This is a genomic window from Vibrio aquaticus (genome assembly GCF_003970385.1).
In the GTDB taxonomy this organism is placed as follows: domain Bacteria; phylum Pseudomonadota; class Gammaproteobacteria; order Enterobacterales; family Vibrionaceae; genus Vibrio; species Vibrio aquaticus.
Window position 1 is genome coordinate 201,130 of sequence record NZ_RXZH01000007.1, and the last position, 21,101, is coordinate 222,230.

36 protein-coding genes are annotated in these 21,101 nt (G+C 45.6%); 30 read left to right on the forward strand and 6 right to left on the reverse strand.

What is annotated here, in order from left to right:
* Positions 1-61 precede the first annotated feature (61 nt).
* From rpsJ to rplQ, 28 genes are all read left to right on the forward strand, one after another.
* Positions 62-373 carry a 30S ribosomal protein S10 gene (gene rpsJ, locus EJ063_RS15640; protein WP_004410492.1) on the forward strand — a complete coding sequence of 104 codons (312 nt, stop codon included), beginning with the start codon at positions 62-64 and terminating at the stop codon, positions 371-373.
* Between the two features lie 14 nt (positions 374-387).
* A complete protein-coding gene (rplC, locus tag EJ063_RS15645; protein ID WP_126575276.1) occupies positions 388-1,017 on the forward strand; it encodes a 50S ribosomal protein L3 in 630 nt (209 codons plus the stop codon).
* A 17-nt stretch (positions 1,018-1,034) separates the two neighbouring features.
* Entirely contained in the window at positions 1,035-1,637 is a 603-nt protein-coding gene (rplD, locus tag EJ063_RS15650) for a 50S ribosomal protein L4 (protein WP_004410477.1), read from the forward strand.
* Positions 1,634-1,936 carry a 50S ribosomal protein L23 gene (gene rplW / locus EJ063_RS15655; protein ID WP_004398471.1) on the forward strand — a complete coding sequence of 101 codons (303 nt, stop codon included), beginning with the start codon at positions 1,634-1,636 and terminating at the stop codon, positions 1,934-1,936. Before rplD ends, rplW begins: the two co-directional genes overlap by 4 nt.
* A 15-nt stretch (positions 1,937-1,951) precedes the next feature.
* Positions 1,952-2,776, forward strand: a complete 825-nt coding sequence (gene rplB / locus EJ063_RS15660) for a 50S ribosomal protein L2 (protein WP_004410474.1) — start codon at positions 1,952-1,954, stop codon at positions 2,774-2,776.
* Positions 2,777-2,797: 21 nt separating this feature from the next.
* A complete protein-coding gene (rpsS, locus tag EJ063_RS15665) occupies positions 2,798-3,076 on the forward strand; it encodes a 30S ribosomal protein S19 (protein WP_004410465.1) in 279 nt (92 codons plus the stop codon).
* A gap of 10 nt (positions 3,077-3,086) precedes the next feature.
* Positions 3,087-3,419 (forward strand): 50S ribosomal protein L22, encoded by a 333-nt coding sequence (gene rplV / locus EJ063_RS15670; protein ID WP_004410462.1) that lies wholly within the window; start codon positions 3,087-3,089, stop codon positions 3,417-3,419.
* A 19-nt stretch (positions 3,420-3,438) separates the two neighbouring features.
* Positions 3,439-4,137, forward strand: coding sequence for a 30S ribosomal protein S3 (rpsC, locus tag EJ063_RS15675; RefSeq protein WP_005383161.1), 699 nt, complete (start codon positions 3,439-3,441; stop codon positions 4,135-4,137).
* Between the two features lie 11 nt (positions 4,138-4,148).
* On the forward strand, positions 4,149-4,559 hold the full coding sequence (gene rplP / locus EJ063_RS15680) for a 50S ribosomal protein L16 (protein ID WP_004410459.1): 411 nt from the start codon (positions 4,149-4,151) through the stop codon (positions 4,557-4,559).
* A complete protein-coding gene (gene rpmC, locus EJ063_RS15685; RefSeq protein ID WP_004410456.1) occupies positions 4,559-4,750 on the forward strand; it encodes a 50S ribosomal protein L29 in 192 nt (63 codons plus the stop codon). Before rplP ends, rpmC begins: the two co-directional genes overlap by 1 nt.
* Positions 4,750-5,004: a 30S ribosomal protein S17 gene (gene rpsQ / locus EJ063_RS15690; protein WP_126575277.1), complete on the forward strand. Its 255-nt coding sequence runs from the start codon at positions 4,750-4,752 to the stop codon at positions 5,002-5,004. The genes rpmC and rpsQ overlap by 1 nt, the downstream gene beginning before the upstream one ends.
* 165 nt (positions 5,005-5,169) lie before the next feature.
* On the forward strand, positions 5,170-5,541 hold the full coding sequence (gene rplN / locus EJ063_RS15695) for a 50S ribosomal protein L14 (protein WP_004410450.1): 372 nt from the start codon (positions 5,170-5,172) through the stop codon (positions 5,539-5,541).
* A 13-nt stretch (positions 5,542-5,554) separates the two neighbouring features.
* Positions 5,555-5,872: a 50S ribosomal protein L24 gene (gene rplX, locus EJ063_RS15700; RefSeq protein ID WP_004745885.1), complete on the forward strand. Its 318-nt coding sequence runs from the start codon at positions 5,555-5,557 to the stop codon at positions 5,870-5,872.
* A gap of 23 nt (positions 5,873-5,895) precedes the next feature.
* Complete coding sequence (gene rplE / locus EJ063_RS15705) at positions 5,896-6,435, forward strand: 50S ribosomal protein L5 (protein ID WP_004410443.1); 540 nt, start codon at positions 5,896-5,898, stop codon at positions 6,433-6,435.
* 17 nt (positions 6,436-6,452) lie between these two features.
* The gene (gene rpsN / locus EJ063_RS15710; RefSeq protein WP_004410442.1) at positions 6,453-6,758 is read left to right on the forward strand and encodes a 30S ribosomal protein S14; all 306 of its coding nucleotides are present in this window, start codon (positions 6,453-6,455) and stop codon (positions 6,756-6,758) included.
* 29 nt (positions 6,759-6,787) lie between these two features.
* Complete coding sequence (gene rpsH, locus EJ063_RS15715) at positions 6,788-7,180, forward strand: 30S ribosomal protein S8 (RefSeq protein WP_126575278.1); 393 nt, start codon at positions 6,788-6,790, stop codon at positions 7,178-7,180.
* A 13-nt stretch (positions 7,181-7,193) separates the two neighbouring features.
* On the forward strand, positions 7,194-7,727 hold the full coding sequence (rplF, locus tag EJ063_RS15720; RefSeq protein WP_053397133.1) for a 50S ribosomal protein L6: 534 nt from the start codon (positions 7,194-7,196) through the stop codon (positions 7,725-7,727).
* A 9-nt stretch (positions 7,728-7,736) separates the two neighbouring features.
* Positions 7,737-8,090 (forward strand): 50S ribosomal protein L18, encoded by a 354-nt coding sequence (rplR, locus tag EJ063_RS15725; protein ID WP_126575279.1) that lies wholly within the window; start codon positions 7,737-7,739, stop codon positions 8,088-8,090.
* 14 nt (positions 8,091-8,104) lie between these two features.
* A complete protein-coding gene (gene rpsE / locus EJ063_RS15730; protein WP_005597103.1) occupies positions 8,105-8,608 on the forward strand; it encodes a 30S ribosomal protein S5 in 504 nt (167 codons plus the stop codon).
* A gap of 7 nt (positions 8,609-8,615) precedes the next feature.
* On the forward strand, positions 8,616-8,792 hold the full coding sequence (gene rpmD / locus EJ063_RS15735; RefSeq protein ID WP_006963207.1) for a 50S ribosomal protein L30: 177 nt from the start codon (positions 8,616-8,618) through the stop codon (positions 8,790-8,792).
* Between the two features lie 5 nt (positions 8,793-8,797).
* Positions 8,798-9,232: a 50S ribosomal protein L15 gene (gene rplO / locus EJ063_RS15740; RefSeq protein ID WP_126575280.1), complete on the forward strand. Its 435-nt coding sequence runs from the start codon at positions 8,798-8,800 to the stop codon at positions 9,230-9,232.
* Positions 9,233-9,252: 20 nt separating this feature from the next.
* Complete coding sequence (gene secY, locus EJ063_RS15745; RefSeq protein WP_004410423.1) at positions 9,253-10,587, forward strand: preprotein translocase subunit SecY; 1,335 nt, start codon at positions 9,253-9,255, stop codon at positions 10,585-10,587.
* Between the two features lie 39 nt (positions 10,588-10,626).
* The gene (rpmJ, locus tag EJ063_RS15750; protein ID WP_000868186.1) at positions 10,627-10,740 is read left to right on the forward strand and encodes a 50S ribosomal protein L36; all 114 of its coding nucleotides are present in this window, start codon (positions 10,627-10,629) and stop codon (positions 10,738-10,740) included.
* 148 nt (positions 10,741-10,888) lie between these two features.
* A complete protein-coding gene (rpsM, locus tag EJ063_RS15755) occupies positions 10,889-11,245 on the forward strand; it encodes a 30S ribosomal protein S13 (RefSeq protein ID WP_004410414.1) in 357 nt (118 codons plus the stop codon).
* 18 nt (positions 11,246-11,263) lie between these two features.
* Entirely contained in the window at positions 11,264-11,653 is a 390-nt protein-coding gene (gene rpsK / locus EJ063_RS15760; RefSeq protein WP_126575281.1) for a 30S ribosomal protein S11, read from the forward strand.
* A gap of 27 nt (positions 11,654-11,680) precedes the next feature.
* The gene (rpsD, locus tag EJ063_RS15765; RefSeq protein ID WP_038209107.1) at positions 11,681-12,301 is read left to right on the forward strand and encodes a 30S ribosomal protein S4; all 621 of its coding nucleotides are present in this window, start codon (positions 11,681-11,683) and stop codon (positions 12,299-12,301) included.
* Between the two features lie 24 nt (positions 12,302-12,325).
* On the forward strand, positions 12,326-13,318 hold the full coding sequence (locus EJ063_RS15770) for a DNA-directed RNA polymerase subunit alpha (RefSeq protein ID WP_126575282.1): 993 nt from the start codon (positions 12,326-12,328) through the stop codon (positions 13,316-13,318).
* Positions 13,319-13,343: 25 nt separating this feature from the next.
* On the forward strand, positions 13,344-13,724 hold the full coding sequence (gene rplQ, locus EJ063_RS15775) for a 50S ribosomal protein L17 (protein WP_004410405.1): 381 nt from the start codon (positions 13,344-13,346) through the stop codon (positions 13,722-13,724).
* 131 nt (positions 13,725-13,855) lie between these two features.
* On the opposite strand, the gene EJ063_RS15780 is transcribed toward rplQ, so the two are convergent.
* Positions 13,856-14,359 carry a DUF2780 domain-containing protein gene (locus tag EJ063_RS15780; RefSeq protein WP_126575283.1) on the reverse strand — a complete coding sequence of 168 codons (504 nt, stop codon included), beginning with the start codon at positions 14,357-14,359 and terminating at the stop codon, positions 13,856-13,858.
* Between the two features lie 142 nt (positions 14,360-14,501).
* A complete protein-coding gene (gene bamJ / locus EJ063_RS15785; protein ID WP_126575284.1) occupies positions 14,502-15,122 on the reverse strand; it encodes a BamJ family beta-barrel-assembly machinery protein in 621 nt (206 codons plus the stop codon).
* A gap of 234 nt (positions 15,123-15,356) precedes the next feature.
* On the opposite strand from bamJ, the gene EJ063_RS15790 reads away from it, so the two are divergent.
* Positions 15,357-15,926 (forward strand): LysM-like peptidoglycan-binding domain-containing protein, encoded by a 570-nt coding sequence (locus tag EJ063_RS15790; protein WP_126575285.1) that lies wholly within the window; start codon positions 15,357-15,359, stop codon positions 15,924-15,926.
* On the opposite strand, the gene EJ063_RS15795 is transcribed toward EJ063_RS15790, so the two are convergent.
* From EJ063_RS15795 to cpdB, 4 genes are all read right to left on the reverse strand, one after another.
* Positions 15,872-16,771, reverse strand: coding sequence for a DMT family transporter (locus tag EJ063_RS15795; RefSeq protein WP_126575286.1), 900 nt, complete (start codon positions 16,769-16,771; stop codon positions 15,872-15,874). The genes EJ063_RS15790 and EJ063_RS15795 overlap by 55 nt on opposite strands.
* 4 nt (positions 16,772-16,775) lie before the next feature.
* Positions 16,776-17,228 carry a GNAT family N-acetyltransferase gene (locus EJ063_RS15800; RefSeq protein WP_126575287.1) on the reverse strand — a complete coding sequence of 151 codons (453 nt, stop codon included), beginning with the start codon at positions 17,226-17,228 and terminating at the stop codon, positions 16,776-16,778.
* Between the two features lie 68 nt (positions 17,229-17,296).
* Positions 17,297-17,860, reverse strand: coding sequence for a Crp/Fnr family transcriptional regulator (locus EJ063_RS15805; RefSeq protein WP_126575288.1), 564 nt, complete (start codon positions 17,858-17,860; stop codon positions 17,297-17,299).
* Between the two features lie 123 nt (positions 17,861-17,983).
* Entirely contained in the window at positions 17,984-19,966 is a 1,983-nt protein-coding gene (gene cpdB / locus EJ063_RS15810) for a 2',3'-cyclic-nucleotide 2'-phosphodiesterase (RefSeq protein WP_126575289.1), read from the reverse strand.
* A gap of 271 nt (positions 19,967-20,237) precedes the next feature.
* Here cpdB and cobA point away from each other — a divergent pair, with 271 nt between their 5' ends.
* Positions 20,238-21,101 (forward strand): uroporphyrinogen-III C-methyltransferase, encoded by an 864-nt coding sequence (gene cobA / locus EJ063_RS15815; RefSeq protein WP_126575290.1) that lies wholly within the window; start codon positions 20,238-20,240, stop codon positions 21,099-21,101.

Genomic DNA, 21,101 nt, shown 5'->3' on the forward strand with positions numbered 1-21,101 from the left:
GTCTTGACGAGTCTGAGTGGCGATATTGTTTGTGTAATTTTTAATATTGGAGCTCTGTCTCATGCAGAACCAACGTATCCGTATCCGCCTAAAAGCTTTCGATTACAAACTAATCGATGCTTCTACAGCGGAAATCGTTGAAACAGCTAAGCGCACTGGCGCACAGGTTCGTGGTCCAATCCCACTACCTACTCGTAAAGAGCGTTTCACAGTTCTTATCTCTCCACACGTTAACAAGAAAGCACGTGACCAGTACGAAATTCGTACTCACAAGCGTCTAATCGACATCGTTGAGCCAACAGACAAAACTGTTGATGCTCTAATGCGTCTAGACCTTGCTGCGGGCGTTGACGTTCAAATTAGCCTAGGTTAAGGGAGATTAGAAGAATGATTGGTCTAATCGGTCGTAAAGTGGGCATGACCCGCGTATTTACTGAAGAAGGCGTTTCTATCCCAGTAACAGTTGTTGAGGTTGAAGCTAACCGTGTTTCTCAAGTTAAAACTCTTGAGACAGATGGCTACGCAGCAATCCAGGTAACTACTGGTGCTAAGAAAGCTAACCGCGTATCTAAGCCAGAAGCAGGTCACTTTGCTAAAGCTGGTGTTGAAGCTGGTCGTGGTCTTTGGGAATTCCGTTTGGAAAACGATGAAGAGTTCGCAGTTGGCGCTGAGCTAACAGTTGAACTATTCAACGAAACAAAGAAAGTAGACGTTACTGGTACATCTAAGGGTAAAGGTTTCCAAGGCGCTGTTAAGCGTTGGAACTTCCGTACTCAAGATATGACTCACGGTAACTCATTGTCTCACCGTGCTCCTGGTTCTATTGGCCAATGTCAAACTCCAGGTCGCGTATTTAAAGGCAAGAAAATGGCAGGTCACATGGGTGCTGAGCGTGTAACGACTCAAAACCTAGAGATCGTACGTGTTGACGCTGAGCGCAATCTGCTTCTTATTAAAGGTGCAGTCCCAGGCGCAACTGGCGGTAACGTGATCGTTAAACCAGCTGTTAAAGCATAACGTCTCAGGAGTAAGTAATGGAACTAATGGTTAAAGGTGCTGATGCACTAACTGTTTCCGAAACTACTTTCGGACGTGAGTTTAACGAAGCTCTTGTACACCAAGTAGTTGTTGCATTTGCAGCAGGTGCTCGTCAAGGTACTCGTGCTCAGAAAACACGTTCAGAAGTTTCTGGCGGTGGCGCTAAGCCATGGCGTCAAAAAGGTACTGGCCGTGCGCGTGCTGGTACTATCCGTAGCCCAATCTGGCGTACAGGTGGTGTTACTTTTGCTGCGAAACCACAAGATCACAGCCAAAAAGTAAACAAAAAAATGTACCGTGGTGCTATGAAGAGCATTCTTTCTGAGCTAGTTCGTCAAGAGCGTCTAATCGTTGTTGATAACTTCTCAGTAGAAGCACCAAAGACTAAAGAACTAGTTGCTAAGCTTAAAGAGCTTGAGCTAACTGACGCTTTAATCGTGACTAGCGAAGTAGATGAGAACCTATTCTTAGCTGCTCGTAACCTATACAAAGTTGACGCACGTGACGTAGCTGGTATTGACCCAGTTTCTCTAATTGCGTTTGACAAAGTTGTAATTACTGCTGATGCAGTTAAACAAGTAGAGGAGATGCTAGCATGATCACTGAAGAGCGTATCCTAAAAGTTCTACGTGCACCGCACATCTCTGAAAAAGCAACTATGGCAGCTGAGAAAGCGAACACTATCGTTTTCAAAGTAGCTAAAGATGCAACTAAAAAAGAGATCAAAGCAGCTGTAGAAAAGCTATTTGAAGTTGAAGTTAAGTCTGTAAATACTCTTATTACTAAGGGTAAGACCAAACGTCAGGGTCTACGCCAAGGTCGCCGCAGCGACGTTAAGAAAGCGTACGTTACTCTGAAAGAAGGTCAAGATCTTGACTTCGTTGGCGGCGCGGAATAACAGGAGTAGTTAAGAATGGCTATTGTTAAATGTAAGCCGACTTCCCCTGGTCGTCGTCACGTTGTAAAAGTTGTTAACGCTGACCTACACAAGGGTAAGCCATACGCACCTCTTCTAGAGAAAAACTCTAAGAACGGTGGTCGTAACAACAACGGTCGTATCACAGTACGTCACATCGGCGGTGGTCACAAGCACCACTACCGTGTAATTGACTTCAAACGTACTAAAGACGGTATCCCAGCGAAAGTTGAGCGTCTTGAATACGATCCAAACCGTAGCGCTAACATCGCTCTAGTTCTGTACGCAGACGGTGAGCGTCGTTACATCCTAGCACCTAAAGGTGTTAACGCAGGTGATGCTATCCAGTCAGGTGTTGATGCACCAATCAAAGCTGGTAACACTCTACCAATGCGTAACATCCCAGTAGGTTCAACTGTACACAACGTTGAACTAAAACCTGGTAAAGGTGGTCAGCTAGCTCGTTCGGCTGGTGCATATGCTCAAATCGTTGCTCGCGACGGTGCATACGTAACTATCCGTCTACGTTCTGGCGAAATGCGCAAAGTACTTTCTGAAGGTCGTGCAACGATCGGTGAAGTTGGTAACTCTGAGCACATGCTACGTGAACTTGGTAAAGCTGGTGCTAACCGCTGGCGCGGTGTTCGTCCAACCGTTCGCGGTGTGGTAATGAACCCAGTAGACCACCCACACGGTGGTGGTGAAGGCCGTACATCTGGTGGTCGTCACCCAGTTTCACCTTGGGGTCAGCCAACTAAAGGCTTCAAGACTCGTAAGAACAAACGCACTGACAAGTACATCGTACGTCGTCGTAACAAGTAATCTATATAAAGAGGAATCGCCATGCCACGTTCTCTCAAGAAAGGTCCATTTATTGACCTACACTTGCTGAAGAAGGTAGAGAAAGCGGTGGAAAGCGGAGACAAAAAGCCTATTAAGACTTGGTCCCGTCGTTCAATGATCATCCCATCAATGATTGGTTTGACCATCGCTGTCCATAATGGTCGTCAGCACGTACCAGTTTTCGTTACCGAAGAAATGATCGGTCACAAACTGGGTGAATTCGCACCAACTCGTACTTACCGCGGCCATGTCGTGGATAAGAAAGCGAAGAAGCGTTAAGGAGTAGATAATGGAAGCACTAGCTAAACATAACTTTGCTCGCATTTCGCCTCAGAAAGCTCGCTTAGTTGCGGATCAAATTCGTGGTAAATCTGTAGACCAGGCTCTAGAAATTCTAACGTTCAGCAACAAAAAAGCTGCTGAACTGATCAAGAAAGTTCTTGAGTCAGCTATCGCTAACGCGGAGCACAATGAAGGCGCAGATATCGACGATCTAAATGTCGCAAAAATCTTCGTAGATGAAGGCCCGATCATGAAGCGTATTATGCCTCGTGCTAAAGGTCGTGCGGATCGTATCTTGAAGCGTTCTAGCCACATCACTGTTGTTGTTGCAGATCGCTAAGAGACTAGGAGAGTAAGCAATGGGTCAAAAAGTACATCCAAATGGTATTCGTCTAGGCATCGTTAAGCCTTGGAATGCTACATGGTTTGCTAACACCAAAGATTTCGCTGACAACCTAGACGGCGACTTCAAGGTACGTCAGTTCCTTACAAGTGAACTGAAAAAAGCATCACTTTCACGCATCGTTATCGAGCGTCCTGCTAAGAGCATCCGTGTGACTATTCACACTGCTCGTCCAGGCGTAGTAATCGGTAAGAAAGGTGAAGACGTAGAGAAACTACGTGCAGCTGTAGCTAAAATCGCAGGTGTACCAGCGCAGATTAACATCGCTGAAGTACGTAAGCCTGAGCTAGATGCACAGCTTGTTGGTGATAGCATCGCGTCTCAGCTAGAGCGTCGTGTTATGTTCCGTCGTGCTATGAAGCGCGCGGTACAAAACGCTATGCGTCTAGGCGCTAAAGGCATCAAAGTAGAAGTAAGTGGTCGTCTAGGCGGCGCTGAAATCGCACGTTCTGAGTGGTACCGTGAAGGTCGTGTACCTCTACACACTCTACGTGCTGACATTGATTACGCAACTTCTTCGGCTCACACTCAATACGGTGTGATCGGCATTAAGACTTGGATCTTCAAAGGTGAGATCCTAGGCGGTATGCCTGCAGCTAACGCTGTAGAGCCTAAAGGCGATAAGCCTAAGAAGCAGCGCAAAGGCCGTAAGTAAGGAGTCGACAGATGCTACAACCTAAACGTACTAAGTTCCGTAAGGTTCAGACTGGTCGTAACCGTGGTCTAGCTAAAGGTACTGATGTAAGCTTCGGCGAATTCGGTCTTAAAGCTACTGGCCGTGGTCGTCTAACTGCTCGTCAAATCGAAGCGGCACGTCGTGCAATGACACGTCACGTTAAGCGTCAAGGTAAAATCTGGATCCGTGTGTTCCCAGACAAGCCTATCACAGAAAAACCACTTGAAGTTCGTCAGGGTAAGGGTAAAGGTAACGTTGAGTACTGGGTAGCCCAAATCCAACCTGGTAAGGTTATGTACGAAATGGGTGGTGTACCTGAAGAGTTGGCACGTGAAGCGTTCCGCCTAGCGGCTCGTAAACTGCCATTCAAAACTACATTTGTAACTAAGCAGGTGATGTGATGAAAGCACAAGATCTACGCGAGAAAAGCGTTGAAGAGCTTAACGCTGAGCTATTGAATTTGCTACGCGAACAGTTCAACCTGCGCATGCAGGCTGCGACTGGTCAGCTACAGCAAACTCATACTCTGAAAGCTGTACGCCGTGATATCGCACGTGTGAAAACTGTTTTGACTGAGAAGGCAGGCGCATAATGAGCGAAGTAAAACGTACTCAACAAGGTCGTGTAGTTAGCGACAAGATGGACAAGTCTATCGTAGTTGCTATCGAGCGCATGGTTAAACACCCAATTTACGGTAAATACGTAAAGCGCACGACTAAAGTACACGCACATGACGAGAACAACGAATGTGGCCTAGGCGACAACGTTGAAATCGCAGAGTGTCGTCCACTGTCTAAGACTAAGTCTTGGACTTTGGTAAAAGTTCTAGAAAAAGCTAAAGGTTAATCTTCGGCTAATTCTATGAAATTAAACGGCTCCAAAATTATTTTTGGAGCCGTTTATTTTTTGACTACCCAATTCGAAAAAAGGGTGGTACAATTCGCGTCCCTTTTAAAGAGGCAGCCCGACCCGAGAGGGTCTAGTTTTTTTTATATTTAGCGGAGCACTAACATGATCCAAATGCAAAGTATGCTGGACGCAGCTGATAACTCAGGCGCACGCAGCGTAATGTGTATTAAGGTTCTGGGTGGCTCTCACCGCCGTTATGCACATATCGGTGACGTTATCAAAGTTACTGTTAAGGAAGCAATTCCTCGCGGTAAAGTTAAGAAAGGTGACGTTCTGAAGGCGGTGGTAGTGCGCACCCGTAAAGGCGTACGTCGTCCTGACGGTTCTGTCATTCGCTTCGACCGAAACGCTTGCGTATTGTTGAACGACAACACTGAGCAACCAATCGGTACACGTATCTTTGGTCCTGTGACACGCGAACTTCGTGGCGATAAGTTCATGAAGATCGTTTCACTGGCTCCAGAAGTTCTGTAAGGAGCACGTAGAAATGGCAGCTAAAATCCGTCGTAATGACGAAGTAATCGTTCTTGCTGGTAAAGACAAAGGCAAGAAAGGTAAAGTAACTAAGGTTCTAGCAACCGGTAAAGTTATCGTTGAAGGTATCAACCTTGTTAAGAAGCACCAAAAGCCGGTTCCGGCTCTAGGTCAACAAGGTGGCATCGTTGAACAAGAAGCAGCAATTGATGCTTCTAACGTTGCAATCTTTAACGCAGCTACTGGTAAAGCTGACCGTATCGGTTTCCGTTTTGAAGATGGTAAGAAAGTACGTTTCTTTAAGTCTAACAACGAAATCGTTTCTAACTAATAGAAGTAATTTGGAGTTCTACTATGGCGAAACTGCATGATTACTACAAGTCGTCTGTAGTCGCTGAACTGACCAAACAGTTTAGCTACACAAGCGTCATGCAAGTCCCTAGAATCGAGAAAATCACCCTAAACATGGGTGTTGGTGAAGCAATCAACGATAAGAAACTGCTAGAAAATGCAGCTGCTGATATGGCAACGATCTCTGGTCAAAAGCCACTTATCACTAAAGCTCGCAAATCTGTTGCAGGTTTCAAAATCCGCGAAGGCTACCCTATCGGTTGTAAAGTAACCTTGCGTGGCGAACGTATGTGGGATTTTCTTGAGCGTTTGATTAACATCGCTCTTCCACGAGTACGTGACTTCCGTGGCGTTAGCGCTAAGTCTTTTGACGGACGCGGTAACTACAGCATGGGCGTTCGCGAGCAAATCATCTTCCCGGAAATCGACTTTGATAAAGTTGATAAAGTACGCGGTCTAGACATCACTATTACGACGTCTGCTGGTACTGATGAGGAAGGCCGAGCTCTGCTGGCTGCCTTTAACTTCCCATTCCGTAAGTAAGGTGAAGGGTTACTGTTATGGCTAAAAATTCAATGAAAGCACGTGAAGCTAAACGTGCGAAGCTAGTAGCAAAGTTCGCTGAAAAGCGTGCAGCGCTAAAAGCTATCATCAGCGATGTAAACGCATCTGAAGAAGATCGTTGGAACGCAGTTCTTACACTGCAATCTCTTCCACGTGATTCAAGTGCATCACGTCAGCGCAACCGTTGCAACCAAACTGGTCGTCCACACGGTTACCTACGTAAGTTCGGTCTAAGCCGTATCAAAGTTCGTGAAGCTTGCATGAAAGGCGAGATTCCTGGACTTCGTAAGGCTAGCTGGTAATTGCCACTTAATCATTTGGAGTAAATCATATGAGCATGCAAGATCCGATTTCGGATATGCTGACCCGCGTTCGTAACGGTCAGGCAGCAAACAAAGTTGCTGTTAAAATGCCTTCTTCAAAGCTTAAAGTTGCAATTGCTGCACTACTAAAAGCTGAAGGTTACATCGTTGATTTCGCTGTTGAAGGCGAAGTTAAACCTGAGCTTGAAGTTACTCTTAAGTACTTCCAAGCTAAACCAGTAATCGAGCAACTTAAACGTGTTTCTCGTCCAGGTCTACGTGTTTACAAGAAGAAAGATGATCTTCCTTCTGTAATGGGTGGTCTTGGTGTTGCTATCGTTTCAACTTCCAAGGGTCTTATGTCAGACCGCGCTGCACGTAAAGCAGGTCTTGGTGGTGAAATCATCGCTTACGTAGCTTAATAAGGAGTAGACTATGTCTCGTGTTGCTAAAGCACCTGTCGCTATTCCAGCTGGCGTAGAGGTGAAACTAAACGGCCAAGAAATCACTGTAAAAGGTGCTAAAGGCGAACTATCACGCGTTCTTAACAACGCAGTAGTTGTAGCTCAGGAAGAAAACAATCTTACTTTCGGTCCACGCGAAGGTGTTGCTAACGCATGGGCACAAGCAGGTACTGCTCGCGCTCTAGTTAACAACATGGTTGTTGGTGTTACTGAAGGCTTTACTAAGAAGCTAACTCTTAAAGGTGTTGGTTACCGTGCTGCTATTAAAGGCAACGCTGTAGGTCTAACACTTGGCTTCTCTCACCCAGTTGAGCACGAGTTGCCAGCGGGTATTAAAGCTGAATGTCCAAGCCAAACTGAAATCGTTATCACTGGTTGTGACAAGCAACTAGTTGGTCAAGTTGCGGCTGACATTCGTTCTTACCGTGAGCCTGAGCCTTACAAAGGTAAAGGTGTTCGTTACGCAGATGAAAATGTGCGTACTAAAGAAGCTAAGAAGAAGTAAGGTAACACTATGGATAAGAAAGCATCTCGCATCCGTCGTGCTACACGTGCACGTCGTAAGATTGCAGAACTGGGTGCAACTCGCCTAGTAGTACACCGTACTCCTCGTCACGTGTACGCACAGGTGATTGCAGCTAACGGCTCTGAGGTTATCGCAGCAGCTTCTACTGTAGAAAAAGCGATCCGTGAGCAAGTTAAGAACACTAGTAACATCGATGCAGCTAAAGCAGTAGGTAAAGCTGTTGCTGAGCGCGCTCTTGAAAAAGGCGTAGCTTCAGTTGCATTTGATCGTTCTGGTTTCCAATACCACGGTCGAGTAGCGGCGCTAGCAGAATCTGCTCGCGAAGCTGGTCTGAAATTCTAAGGTAGGGTTGGAAGATGGCTAAAGAACAACAAGTTCAAGCGAATGATTTGCAAGAAAAATTAATCGCAGTTAACCGTGTATCTAAGACGGTTAAAGGTGGTCGAATCATGAGCTTCACTGCACTAACAGTAGTTGGTGACGGTAACGGTCGCGTAGGTTTCGGTTACGGCAAAGCTCGTGAAGTACCTGCTGCGATTCAAAAAGCAATGGAAAAAGCACGTCGTAACATGACTACGATCGCGCTTAACGAAGGCACTCTTCACCACCCAGTGAAAGGTCGCCATTCGGGCTCTAAAGTTTACATGCAGCCTGCTGCTGAAGGTACTGGTGTTATCGCCGGCGGCGCTATGCGTGCAGTACTAGAAGTTGCTGGTGTACACAACGTACTATCTAAAGCATACGGTTCTACGAACCCTATCAACATCGTTCGTGCAACGATCGATGCACTAGGTAGTGTGAAGTCACCAGAAATGGTTGCTGCTAAACGTGGTCTAACTGTTGAATCTATTTCGGAGTAAGAACACCATGGCAACTATTAAAGTAACTCAAACTAAAAGCTCAATTGGTCGTCTACCTAAGCACAAAGCGTGTCTTAAAGGTCTAGGCCTTCGTAAAATCAACCACACTGTAGAACTTGAAGATACTCCGTGCGTGCGCGGCATGATCAACAAAGTTTTCTACATGGTTAAAGTTGAGGAGTAATCAGAATGCGTTTGAATACTCTATCACCAGCTGCTGGTGCTAAGACTGCTGCTAAGCGCGTAGGTCGCGGTATCGGTTCTGGCCTAGGTAAGACTGGTGGCCGTGGCCACAAAGGTCAAAAGTCACGTTCTGGCGGTTCAGTTCGTCCAGGTTTTGAAGGCGGTCAGATGCCTCTAAAACAACGTCTACCAAAATTCGGTTTCACTTCTCGTAAGAGCCTAGTGTCTGCTGAAGTTCGTCTAGGTGAACTAGCGAAAGTAACTGGTGACGTAGTAGATCTAAACAGCCTTAAAGCTGCTAACGTTATCACTAAGAACATCGAATTCGTAAAAGTTGTTCTATCTGGTGAAATTAACAAAGCAGTGACTGTTAAAGGTCTACGTGTGACTAAAGGCGCTAAAGCTGCAATCGAAGCTGCAGGCGGTAAAATCGAGGAATAATCTCGAGGAACGAGGTACAGATGGCTAAGAAACCAGGACAAGATTTTCGTAGTGCTCAGAGCGGCTTAAGTGAACTAAAGTCGCGCTTATTATTCGTAATTGGTGCACTTTTAGTATTCCGAGCAGGCTCTTTTGTGCCGATCCCTGGTATTGACGCTGCTGTACTTGCCGATTTGTTCGAACAGCAAAAAGGTACCATCGTTGAAATGTTTAACATGTTCTCCGGTGGTGCTCTTGAGCGTGCATCTATATTAGCGTTGGGCATCATGCCGTATATTTCGGCATCTATTGTTGTCCAACTGCTAACTGTAGTTCATCCAGCGTTAGCTGAACTCAAAAAAGAGGGTGAAGCAGGCCGTCGTAAGATCAGCCAATATACACGCTACGGCACGCTTGTACTTGCAACATTCCAAGCTATTGGTATTGCAACAGGCCTACCAAACATGGTCGATAATCTGGTTGTTATCAACCAAACCATGTTTACGCTTATTGCTACCGTAAGTTTAGTAACCGGCACCATGTTCTTAATGTGGTTAGGTGAACAAATTACAGAGCGTGGAATTGGTAACGGTATTTCGTTACTAATCTTTGCAGGTATTGTTGCTGGATTGCCTTCTGCAATCGGTCAAACAATCGAGCAAGCGCGTCAAGGTGAATTGCATGTACTTCTTCTGTTGTTGATTGCTGTACTAGCTTTTGCAGTTATCTACTTCGTTGTTTTCATGGAGCGTGGTCAGCGTCGAATCGTTGTAAACTACGCGAAGCGTCAACAAGGTCGTAAGGTATTTGCTGCGCAAAGCACTCACTTGCCACTTAAAATTAATATGGCAGGTGTTATTCCAGCAATCTTTGCTTCAAGCATTATCCTGTTCCCAGGAACACTGGCTCAGTGGTTCGGTCAGAACGGTGAGAGCAGCGCGTTCGGTTGGTTAACTGACGTGTCTTTGGCTCTTAGCCCTGGTCAGCCTCTGTATGTAATGCTTTATGCAGCAGCGATTATTTTCTTCTGTTTCTTCTACACGGCGTTGGTTTTCAACCCGCGTGAAACAGCAGATAACTTGAAGAAGTCCGGTGCATTCGTACCCGGCATCCGCCCAGGTGAACAGACAGCTAAGTATATTGATAAAGTAATGACGCGTTTAACCCTAGCAGGTGCGTTATACATTACCTTTATCTGTCTGATTCCAGAGTTTATGATGGTCGCGTGGAACGTACGTTTCTACTTCGGCGGTACATCACTACTAATCGTAGTGGTTGTTATCATGGACTTTATGGCACAGGTACAGACTCATCTGATGTCTCAACAGTATGATTCTGTGTTGAAGAAAGCAAATCTGAAAGGCTATGGCCGTTAATTCGGCGGTAGACTCAGATTTCATTTACGGAGTTTAGCAATGAAAGTTCGTGCTTCCGTTAAAAAAATCTGCCGTAACTGTAAAGTTATCAAGCGTAACGGTGTCGTTCGCGTGATTTGCAGTGAGCCAAAGCACAAGCAGCGCCAAGGCTAATTAGCAGAAATTTTTACTTGAAATATAAGGTAGTGTCGGGTATATTCCTCGGCCTACCTTTTGCGTGCAAAAGAAGTAGTATCCCGCAGCGTATCCATAACGGGCTTTGCTGCGGCTAATTCTTTTACGAAACACTTAGGAGTGAATAATGGCCCGTATAGCAGGCATTAACATTCCTGATCAAAAACATGCTGTGATTGCACTAACGTCAATCTACGGCATCGGTAAAACTCGCTCTCAAGCTATCCTAGCTGAAGTGGGTATTGCTGAAGATGTTAAGATCAGTGAACTATCTGAAGAGCAGATCGATCAACTGCGTGATGGTGTAGCTAAATACACTGTAGAGGGTGATCTACGTCGTGAAGTATCAATGAACATCAAGCGTCTTATGGACCTTGGTTGTTACCGTGGTCTTCGTCATCGTCGCAGTCTACCACTACGTGGACAGCGTACTAAAACCAATGCTCGCACCCGTAAGGGTCCGCGTAAGCCGATCAAGAAATAATCGGGAAGGTAGAGTACAATGGCTAAACAACCAACTCGCGCGCGTAAACGCGCTCGCAAACAAGTTGCAGACGGTGTTGCACACATCCATGCTTCTTTCAATAACACAATCGTAACCATCACTGACCGTCAAGGTAACGCACTAGCTTGGGCTACTGCAGGTGGTTCAGGTTTCCGTGGCTCTCGTAAGTCTACTCCGTTCGCAGCACAGGTTGCAGCTGAGCGTTGTGCAGAAATGGCTAAAGAGTACGGTCTAAAGAACTTGGAAGTTATGGTTAAGGGTCCTGGTCCAGGTCGTGAATCTACGGTTCGCGCACTGAACGCAGCTGGTTTCCGCATCACAAACATCGTTGATGCTACACCAATCCCTCATAACGGTTGTCGTCCACCTAAGAAACGTCGCGTATAACGTTTTTTAGATTACTGGAGAAAGATCATGGCAAGATATTTGGGTCCTAAGCTGAAGCTTAGCCGTCGCGAAGGTACTGACTTATTCCTTAAGTCTGGTGTACGCGCGATCGATACCAAGTGTAAAATTGATAACGCACCAGGTGTACACGGCGCTCGTCGCGGTCGTCTATCTGAGTATGGCGTTCAGCTTCGTGAGAAGCAAAAAGTTCGTCGTATGTACGGCGTTCTAGAAAAACAATTCCGTAACTACTACAAAGAAGCTGCACGTCTTAAAGGCAACACAGGTGAAAACCTGCTTCAGCTTCTTGAAGGTCGTCTTGATAACGTAGTTTACCGCATGGGCTTTGGTGCAACTCGCGCTGAATCTCGTCAGCTAGTTAGCCACAAAGCTATCCTAGTTAACGGTAAAGTTGTAAACATTCCTTCTTTCAAAGTTGCGGCAAATGACGTTGTTTCTATCCGCGAGAAAGCTAAACAGCAATCTCGTATTAAAGCGGCTCTAGAAGTTGCTGAACAACGTGAAAAACCAACTTGGATTGAAGTAGATGGTGGCAAGATGGAAGGTACATTCAAGCGTATGCCTGAGCGTTCAGATCTATCTGCTGACATCAACGAACAATTGATCGTCGAGCTTTACTCTAAGTAAGGTTTAAAATAAAGAGAGGACACAATGCAGGGTTCTGTAACAGAATTTCTTAAGCCACGTCTTGTTGACATTGAACAAGTTAGCACGACTCACGCAAAAGTAACTCTTGAGCCATTAGAGCGTGGTTTTGGCCATACTCTTGGTAATGCACTTCGCCGAATTCTTCTATCTTCTATGCCAGGTTGTGCTGTAACAGAAGTAGAAATCGAAGGCGTACTTCATGAGTACAGCACTAAAGAAGGCGTTCAAGAAGATATTCTTGAAATCCTACTTAACCTTAAAGGTTTAGCTGTACGTGTTGCCGAAGGCAAAGATGAAGTGTTCATTACTTTGAACAAATCAGGCTCGGGCCCTGTGGTTGCAGGTGACATCACCCATGATGGTGATGTAGAGATCGCTAACCCTGAACACGTAATTTGTCACCTAACGGATGACAACGCTGAGATCGCTATGCGTATCAAAGTTGAACGTGGTCGCGGTTATGTTCCAGCTTCGGCTCGTATCCATACTGAAGAAGATGAGCGTCCAATTGGTCGCCTACTGGTTGACGCTACGTACAGCCCAGTAGATAAGATTGCTTATTCTGTAGACGCAGCTCGTGTAGAGCAACGCACAGACTTAGACAAGCTTGTTATCGACATGGAAACGAACGGTACTCTAGACCCTGAGGAAGCTATCCGTCGCGCAGCTACTATCCTAGCTGAGCAACTGGATGCGTTCGTAGATCTTCGTGATGTACGTGTACCTGAGGAGAAGGAAGAGAAGCCAGAATTCGATCCGATCCTACTGCGTCCTGTAGACGATCTTGAACTAACAGTTCGCTCTGCTAACTGTTTGAAAGCAGAAGCGATTCACTACATCGGTGATCTTGTACAGCGTACTGAGGTTGAGCTACTTAAAACGCCTAACCTTGGTAAAAAATCTCTTACTGAGATTAAAGACGTACTTGCATCACGTGGTCTTTCTCTGGGCATGCGCCTAGAAAACTGGCCACCAGCGTCTATCGCTGAAGATTAATCGATAAAGTTAGAAGGATTAGGTCATGCGCCATCGTAAGAGTGGTCGTCAACTCAACCGCAACAGCTCACATCGTAAAGCGATGTTTAGCAACATGGCTAGCTCTCTAGTACGTCATGAAGTTATCAAGACTACACTGCCAAAAGCAAAAGAGCTACGTCGCGTAGTTGAGCCTTTGATTACACTAGCTAAGACTGACAGCGTTGCTAACCGTCGTCTAGCATTTGCACGTACTCGTGACAACGAAGTAGTTGCAAAACTATTTAACGAACTAGGTCCACGTTTTGCTGCTCGTCAGGGCGGTTACACACGTATCCTAAAAGCTGGTTTCCGTACTGGTGATAAAGCTCCAATGGCTTACATTGAGCTTGTAGATCGCCCAGCTGCTGAAGAAGCTGCTGAGTAATCAGGTTCGTAAGAACGAGAAAGCCGAGCATTAGCTCGGCTTTTTTGTATCTGGGATTTATGAATCGTAGAAAAATCTGATATTTACATCGACCTTTCTCTTCAATCTTTCTCTTTTTGGTTTTCAGCTATTTATTGCCAAATAGTGGATAGTGCCTGAGTCAGGCCTGTGCTCGCCCCTTGAGCTTGAAGAGCATTGATAAGCAATGGTGCAAATGTAGAGACAAGTGCTGGGTCCATACCCAATGCTGAGAACGCGCTGTCCACCGCACCGCTGTTTGTAATCAATGAAGATAGGCCACTGTTTTCTAAAACATCGTAACCTGGAATCAAACTACCTAGTTCTTGGCTTTGAGTGGAACCTAAAGAGTTTTGAGCAAGAGCAAGTAGTGAACCTACACCACCAATTGCTTGGTCAGATGTCACGTTTGTTGCTTGTTGAATCTGCCCGGCTAAATCCGTATTGGCCGCACCTTGTTGGCTCCAAGTTTGAATTGCTCCTGATAGTGCTGCACCTGCTAGAGCACTATAGTTGCTACTGTTTCCTTCTGAACTCTCTTGTGACTGCTCTCCAGTACTCTGGCAACCAACCATGGCAAAAGTTAATGCCGCTGTGAGGACGACGTGCTTTTTCATATTATTCCCTTATAGTTTGTGTAACGTCCTCTGCATCTTATACCTAAGTTACCCTTGATTGCTATCGGCACCATAATCTCCAAACATAAAAAAACGGCGATACCAAAGTATCGCCGTTTTAAATTCAGATAACCCGTTAGGATTAAAGAATATCTAGTAGTTCTACTTCGAATACTAGAGCAGCAAATGGTGGGATTGCAGCACCTGCGCCACGCTCACCGTATGCTAGGTCTTGTGGAATGTATAGTTTCCACTTAGAACCAACAGGCATTAGTTGAAGTGCTTCAACCCAACCTTTAATTACGCCAGTTACTGGGAATTCAGCCGGTTGACCGCGAGATACAGAGCTGTCAAATACAGTGCCATCTGTTAGCTCACCGTGGTAGTGAACACGTACTTGCTTGTCAGAAGTTGGGATTTCGCCAGTACCTTCAGTGATGATTTCGTACTGAAGACCAGACTCAAGAACAGTAACTTCTGAACGAAGAGCGTTGTCCGTTAGGAATGCTTCGCCGTCAGCTGCTGCTGCTTTTGCTGCTTCTTGACGAGCAGCTTCTACGCGAGTGTGTAGCTCTTGTAGTGCATTGTTGATCTCGTCCACTTCGATAGCTGGTTGCTCACCAACTAGTGCAGTTGCAATACCTGCAGCGATAGCGTCAACGTTTAGACCTTCAAGACCAGAACCAGCAAGTTGCTGACCCATTTGTAGACCGATACCGTAGCTTGCTTTCTGCTCTACAGTCTCAAATTTAACCTCAGACATGGTGTCTCTCTTTATATGGTGTATAAAGGCTAAAGGATACCAGTTCTAGCCGCTTGATGAAACGGCCGTCTAAGGATTGGCAAGCGCCCCTTAGTTTGTGAGATTTAGATCGACTTTCTAAAGGTTCTTTTGTCAATTTTTAGCGAGTAATGGGCCGGATGAGAGAAAATTCCTATGCGTACAAGGCTTTGATTTTTTATACTGTTAGTGCAGCCCGTTTGGAGATAAGGCGCGATGAATCGCAGAAAGAAAAAGAAACCGCAAGTAGATTACCTTGAGTTAGCAAAAGAGAAGTTTAATGCTATCGATTGGCAAGAGCTCAAGCAGCGAGTACTTGAAAAGTGGAACCTACTGCCTAAATTGCATCAACGCGCATTAATGGTTTTGGTGCCGGTGTTGGCCATTCTGCTGATTATTCCTCTGCCGAACTCTAAGCCAGAGCAAGAGCAAGTCAGTTCCGCCCCTAGCCAGCGAGTCGAAGTCAATATCAATACTCGCAGCTTGAGTGATCAAAAGAGTGCTCAGCAACAGTCACTCGCCTCAGATGCTTGGAAGGAGTACGAGGTGAAAAGTGGCGATACTCTTGCGCAAGTTTTTAGAAACAATGGTCTAGCGATGTCTGACTTAAGTGCATTAGTTAAAGTCGAAGGCAGTGACAAACCGTTAAGTCGCATCAAACAAGGTCAATTGGTTCGCTTTAAACTCGAAGAGAGTGGTCAGCTTGATATCCTTCAACTCGAAAAAAACAATCAATCGGTGATGTTTTTCCGCCTTTCTGATGGTGGTTTCGGTCGCAGTAAATAACTTGCCTTACAGGTTATAACTCGCCAAGGCATTAGGGGTAGCACAATCATGATTATCCCTAATGTCGTTAGCCAATCTGGCACTTCGCTAAACCATACCACCCCTATAATCACCACAAACACTAACCCTGAGTTTTCGGCGATCGCGATATTACTAGCCGGCGCTCGTTTATAGGCTGCAACCGCAAAACCATTGTAAGCCAGAATCAAAGCTGCACTCGCTAAAATAAGTCCAACTTGGTGGAATGATATTGGGTTCCAATTGATCAACGCTACAATGGCGGATACAGGGATAGACAGTAAGGAAGTCCAAAACAGAGTGCTGACAACCGTCTGCTGTGTTGGCAGTTTTCGAGCCGTGACATTGAACAGGGCGAGTGTCAGTGTTGTCCCAAGAGCAAACAACGCCGCCCAGTGAAACTCAGATGGACGAAGGACCACAATAACTCCGATAAATCCAAATATGCTTGCCGTGACTCTACCTATCGAAGGCTTTTCATTTAGAAGTAAAACAGACAATGGAAGCATGAGCAGAGGTGCTGCGTAAAATACCGCATTCGCCGTCGCCAAGGTTAAATGTGTGATGGCCACCACCATACATCCACTGCCAATGATAATGAGGTGAGCGCGCAAGAGATTCAGTTTTATATTGAGTAGTCGCCTTTTCTCTTGCTGCTGCTTCCACCAGAAAGGGGCTATGACGAGGGTAGAGAGGAACTGGCGGATAAAAATATATTGGAAGCTCGATACCTCACCATTAAGCAGCTTTACCGCAACATCCGACAAAGATGCCGCAAGATTGCCAATTATCAGCAGCGAAATTGCAAAGTAGCTCGCAGATCCCATAGGGTTACTTGCTCAACTTCATGTCGATATGGGGTATGTCATCTTCTAGGTACATCTTAGAGGTTTGGACAAAACCGTGTCGCGAATAGAAATCGGCAAGATGTTCTTGCGCGCCAATTTCAATACTTTCTCTAGGCCATAAGGATTCGCAGCTCTTTAGCGCTTGCTCAAGTAACTGATGACCTAAACCGCCACCTCGTTTGCTTTTTAGTGTGGCAACACGGCCAATACTCACGCAGGGGTAGCTTAGCCCTTGTGGTAACAGTCGAGCGCAGGCAACAAGCTCATTGTCTTGATAGCCGAGTAGGTGATGCACACCTGTTTGATGATCTTTGCCGTCCAGCTCTGGGTAGGGGCAGGTTTGTTCAACGACAAAGACATCGACTCTTAGTTTAAGTAACTGATAAAGCTGTTGAGTGTTGAGCTCTGAAAAAGGAATAAGTTGCCAAGTAATCATGTCATTTCTAAGTAAGTTAAGGTGATAACGACTCTATCAACTCACTGAGATTTGAGCATTAACAATTGTTAACTTTGATGGCGCTTTTTTATTCGGCTCAGGCTGATCGCGGTAATCCCCAAGTAGGCGGCAATCTGATAGTCATTAAGGCGTTCAAGTAATTCAGGGTAGTGTTGGCAAAACAGTTCGTAACGTTCTTCCGGACTGTATAACAGCATAAAGCGCTCTTTGTTTTCTTTATACACAAGCTGAGTTTCAAGCAACTTAAGGTAGATTCCGTGTTTTTCTTCTCGCCAGCTACGTAGCGTCTCGATGGGTAAACATAGGATCGAGCAGGGTGTTAGCGATTCGAGTAAGTAAGGAGAAGGTTGTTGCTTAATCAAGCTCTCAAAACCAATGATCCAGTCATGTTCCCAATAGAACTCTTTACTGAACTCTTTGCCCTTTTCTGTTAAGTACGATGAATGACAAATACCTTCGAGCAAAAAGTAAATTTCTGATGCGACTTCACCTTGCTGGAGCAAAATGTGGCGAGTGGGTAATTCAATGAAACGCGCCGACGATTCTAGTTGCTCTATTTCTTGGTGGGTGAACCCATTAGTGGTGAGTTGTTGACGAAAGGCTTCAAACATCGATGTATTTCTTTGTAGAACGTATTTGAACAAAGTGTATCGTCAATCTCTAGAAACGAAAATGCCGCAATCGAAATTGCGGCATGATATTTAAAGATAAGGTCTTATTAAGACAATCTTAGCTTATTTCTGAAGGTCGATACGGTAAACGCCGAAACCAACATCATCTGTGGCAACGCGTTTCATTGGGTACTGACCTTTTTCTTCGATGAACTTCGCTGCTTTCTCACTTGGTGACGTTTCAAAACGGATGTCGAGTTTCTTATCCGATTTGATTGGTGCGAATGTCCAGTTGTTGTCAGCGCTTGGCGTTACTTCACCTTTCTCTTGGCTTACGCGAGAAATGTAGGCAGCGATAACAGAGCGGTTTTCATCAGGAGAATCGAACGCAACAAAATCAGAGCCTGTACCAGGGAATTTGTTACTGTATGCACGGTAGTTGTTGGTTGCGATGATGAAGTCTTGTGCCATCTCGATTGGCTTACCTTGGTAAGTTAAACCAACAATACGTTCAGAACCTTCGTTGATCACTTTACAGTTACCGTCGTATTTCGCTGGTTGAGTCACGTCGATTTGGTAGTTAACACCGTCGATAACATCGAAGTTGTAAGTACGGAAACCATCCCAGTCAATAAGCTGCTGAGGCGCTGTGCTGTTCACGTCAATTTGCTTGAACTGGCCAGCCGTACACTCTAGCCACTCTTTCACTTCTTTGCCGGTTACCTTCATCGCAACAAGTGTGTTCGGGTATAGGTAAAGGTCTGCTGCGTTACGGAATGTTAGCTGACCAGATTCAACTTCAGTAAAGTTTGCTGGGTCATTCTTACGACCGCCTGCCTTAAATGGCGCTGCTGCTGAAAGTACAGGGATATCCGCCAGGTCTGGATCACCTTGGATAAAGCGTTCTACGTAATCTTTTTGCGCAAGGTTAACGATTTGTACCGTTGGATCGTCTTGTACAAGAGCTAAGAAGCTGTACATCACGTCATTTGCTTTACCAATTGGTTGGTTAACGAAATCACGAGTGCCTTTGTGGTCAGCTTCTAGTGCTTTTACGATGCCAGCGTCAGCGTCAGCCAAAGATTTCTTCTCTGTCTTGCTGTAGATAGGACGAGCTTCAGATTGGCCGTTTTCTACTTCCCACTTGCCATCTTTTTGAACCAGAGTGAGATCCATGATACCCACGTGGCTACCCCAACGGCCTGGCATTACAGCGGCTACGCCATTGATCGTACCGTTCTCGTTATCGATGCCTTGCATGTTGTCAAAGCCTTTGCCTGGGAATACGGCGTGAGAGTGACCGAATGCAATCGCATCAATACCTTCTACTTCAGATAGGTAGTACGTAGAGTTCTCTTCACCTTGCTTGTATGGGTCCATTGAAACGCCAGAGTGTGGGATAGCAACGATCACTTCCGCACCCTCTGCTTTCATTTGAGGAACCAACTCTTCTGCTGACTCTTTGATGTCTTTAGCGAAGACTTTGCCTTCTAGGTTCTTCTTATCCCAGATCATGATTTGTGGCGGTACAAAACCGATGTAACCCACTTTTACTTCATGTTCTACGCCAGCCGTGTCTTTAAACGTGTGAGTCTTGATAATGTATGGCTTAAAGTAGTGCTCACCTGTTTCTGCGTCAAAAACGTTCGCGCTGATGTATGGGAAGTCAGCATCGTTAATAGATTCAGCTAGGAATTCTAGGCCGTAGTTAAACTCATGGTTACCGATGTTACCCGCATCGTAGTCTAGCTGGTTCATTGCTTTATATGCAGGGTGAACTTCGCCTTCTTCGATGCCTTTGTCTGCCATGTAGTCACCCATTGGGCTACCTTGCAGCAAGTCACCATTATCAACAAGAACGCTGTTGATCACTTCTGCACGCGCTTCTTTAACTAAAGTTGCGGTACGTGCAAGACCAATCTTTTGGCTTGGCTTGTCTTTGTAGTAATCGTAGTCCATCAAGTTAGTGTGGATGTCTGTTGTTTCCACAACACGTAGTTTGATGACTTCGTCAGTATCTGGTGCAGATGTTGTGCAGCCAGACAGTGTTGCTAGACCAAGACCAGCCAGTACAGCGATTGATAAAGGTTTCATTACCGATTTCATGGAAAGCTCCAATTGGGATAGAAGAGATTTGTTGCGTAATGTAACAAATTACTATGCAAACGATTTATTTCGAAACACGAAAGTGTGAACCCTTTCGGCTTTATAAGTCGAAATTTGGCGCTAAGTATAAGAATTCGCCCTTTATTTATCAAATGACATTCCGTTTACAAACGGTCTTATCATTTTAAGTAATAAAAAATGAAATTTTAGAATTTCCGGTAATATAACTAGAGCGCCATAATGCCTCCATAGAAATGGAAAGGGTGACATTATGGCGAGCAAGGATACGATCTCTCAATTCCCATTGAGTAATCAGCACGCACAGCGCAGCAAGCAACAAGACCTTAATGCGATAGGGCAGAGTGTATTGACCCAAGGAGAAGTCGCGTTGATTGGCGCAGGCCCTGGTGATGTCGAGCTGTTAACACTCAAAGCGATTCGTTTTTTGCAACAAGCAGACGTGGTCTTATATGACTACCTAGTGTCTGAAGAAATCATGGCATTGGTACCCAGTGACACTATTTTAGTGTGCGTGGGTAAGCGTGCCGGCCACCATAGCGTCCCTCAAGAGAAAACCAACCAGCTGTTACTCGACTTTGCTAAGCAAGGCCATCGAGTGGTTCGCATTAAAGGCGGCGATCCGTTTATTTTTGGCCGCGGCGGGGAAGAGCTCGAAGTACTTGCCGATGCAGGTATCTCATTTCAAGTCATCCCTGGCATTACTGCAGCAGCAGGGGCGACCGCTTATGCTGGTATTCCATTAACTCACCGTGATTACGCTCAGTCTGCCATGTTCATTACAGGTCATCTAAAAGCGGAAAGTGATCAGATGGATTGGTCAACACTCGCTCGTGGTAATCAGACGCTGGTGATTTACATGGGACTGATGAAGTCCGATTACATCGAAAACCAATTGATTGAGCATGGCCGTAACCCAGAGACTCCAATCGCAATCATTGAACGTGGCACTCAGCTCTCACAAAGAATATTCAAAGGACAGCTATCTCAACTGGCTGAACTTGCAAAAGACGCGCAATCACCATCCCTCATCGTCATTGGTGAAGTGGTGTCTCTGTCAGACAAGCTCGCGTGGTTCAATCCACAGCCAAACGAACAGCAGCGCCAATTTGCATAA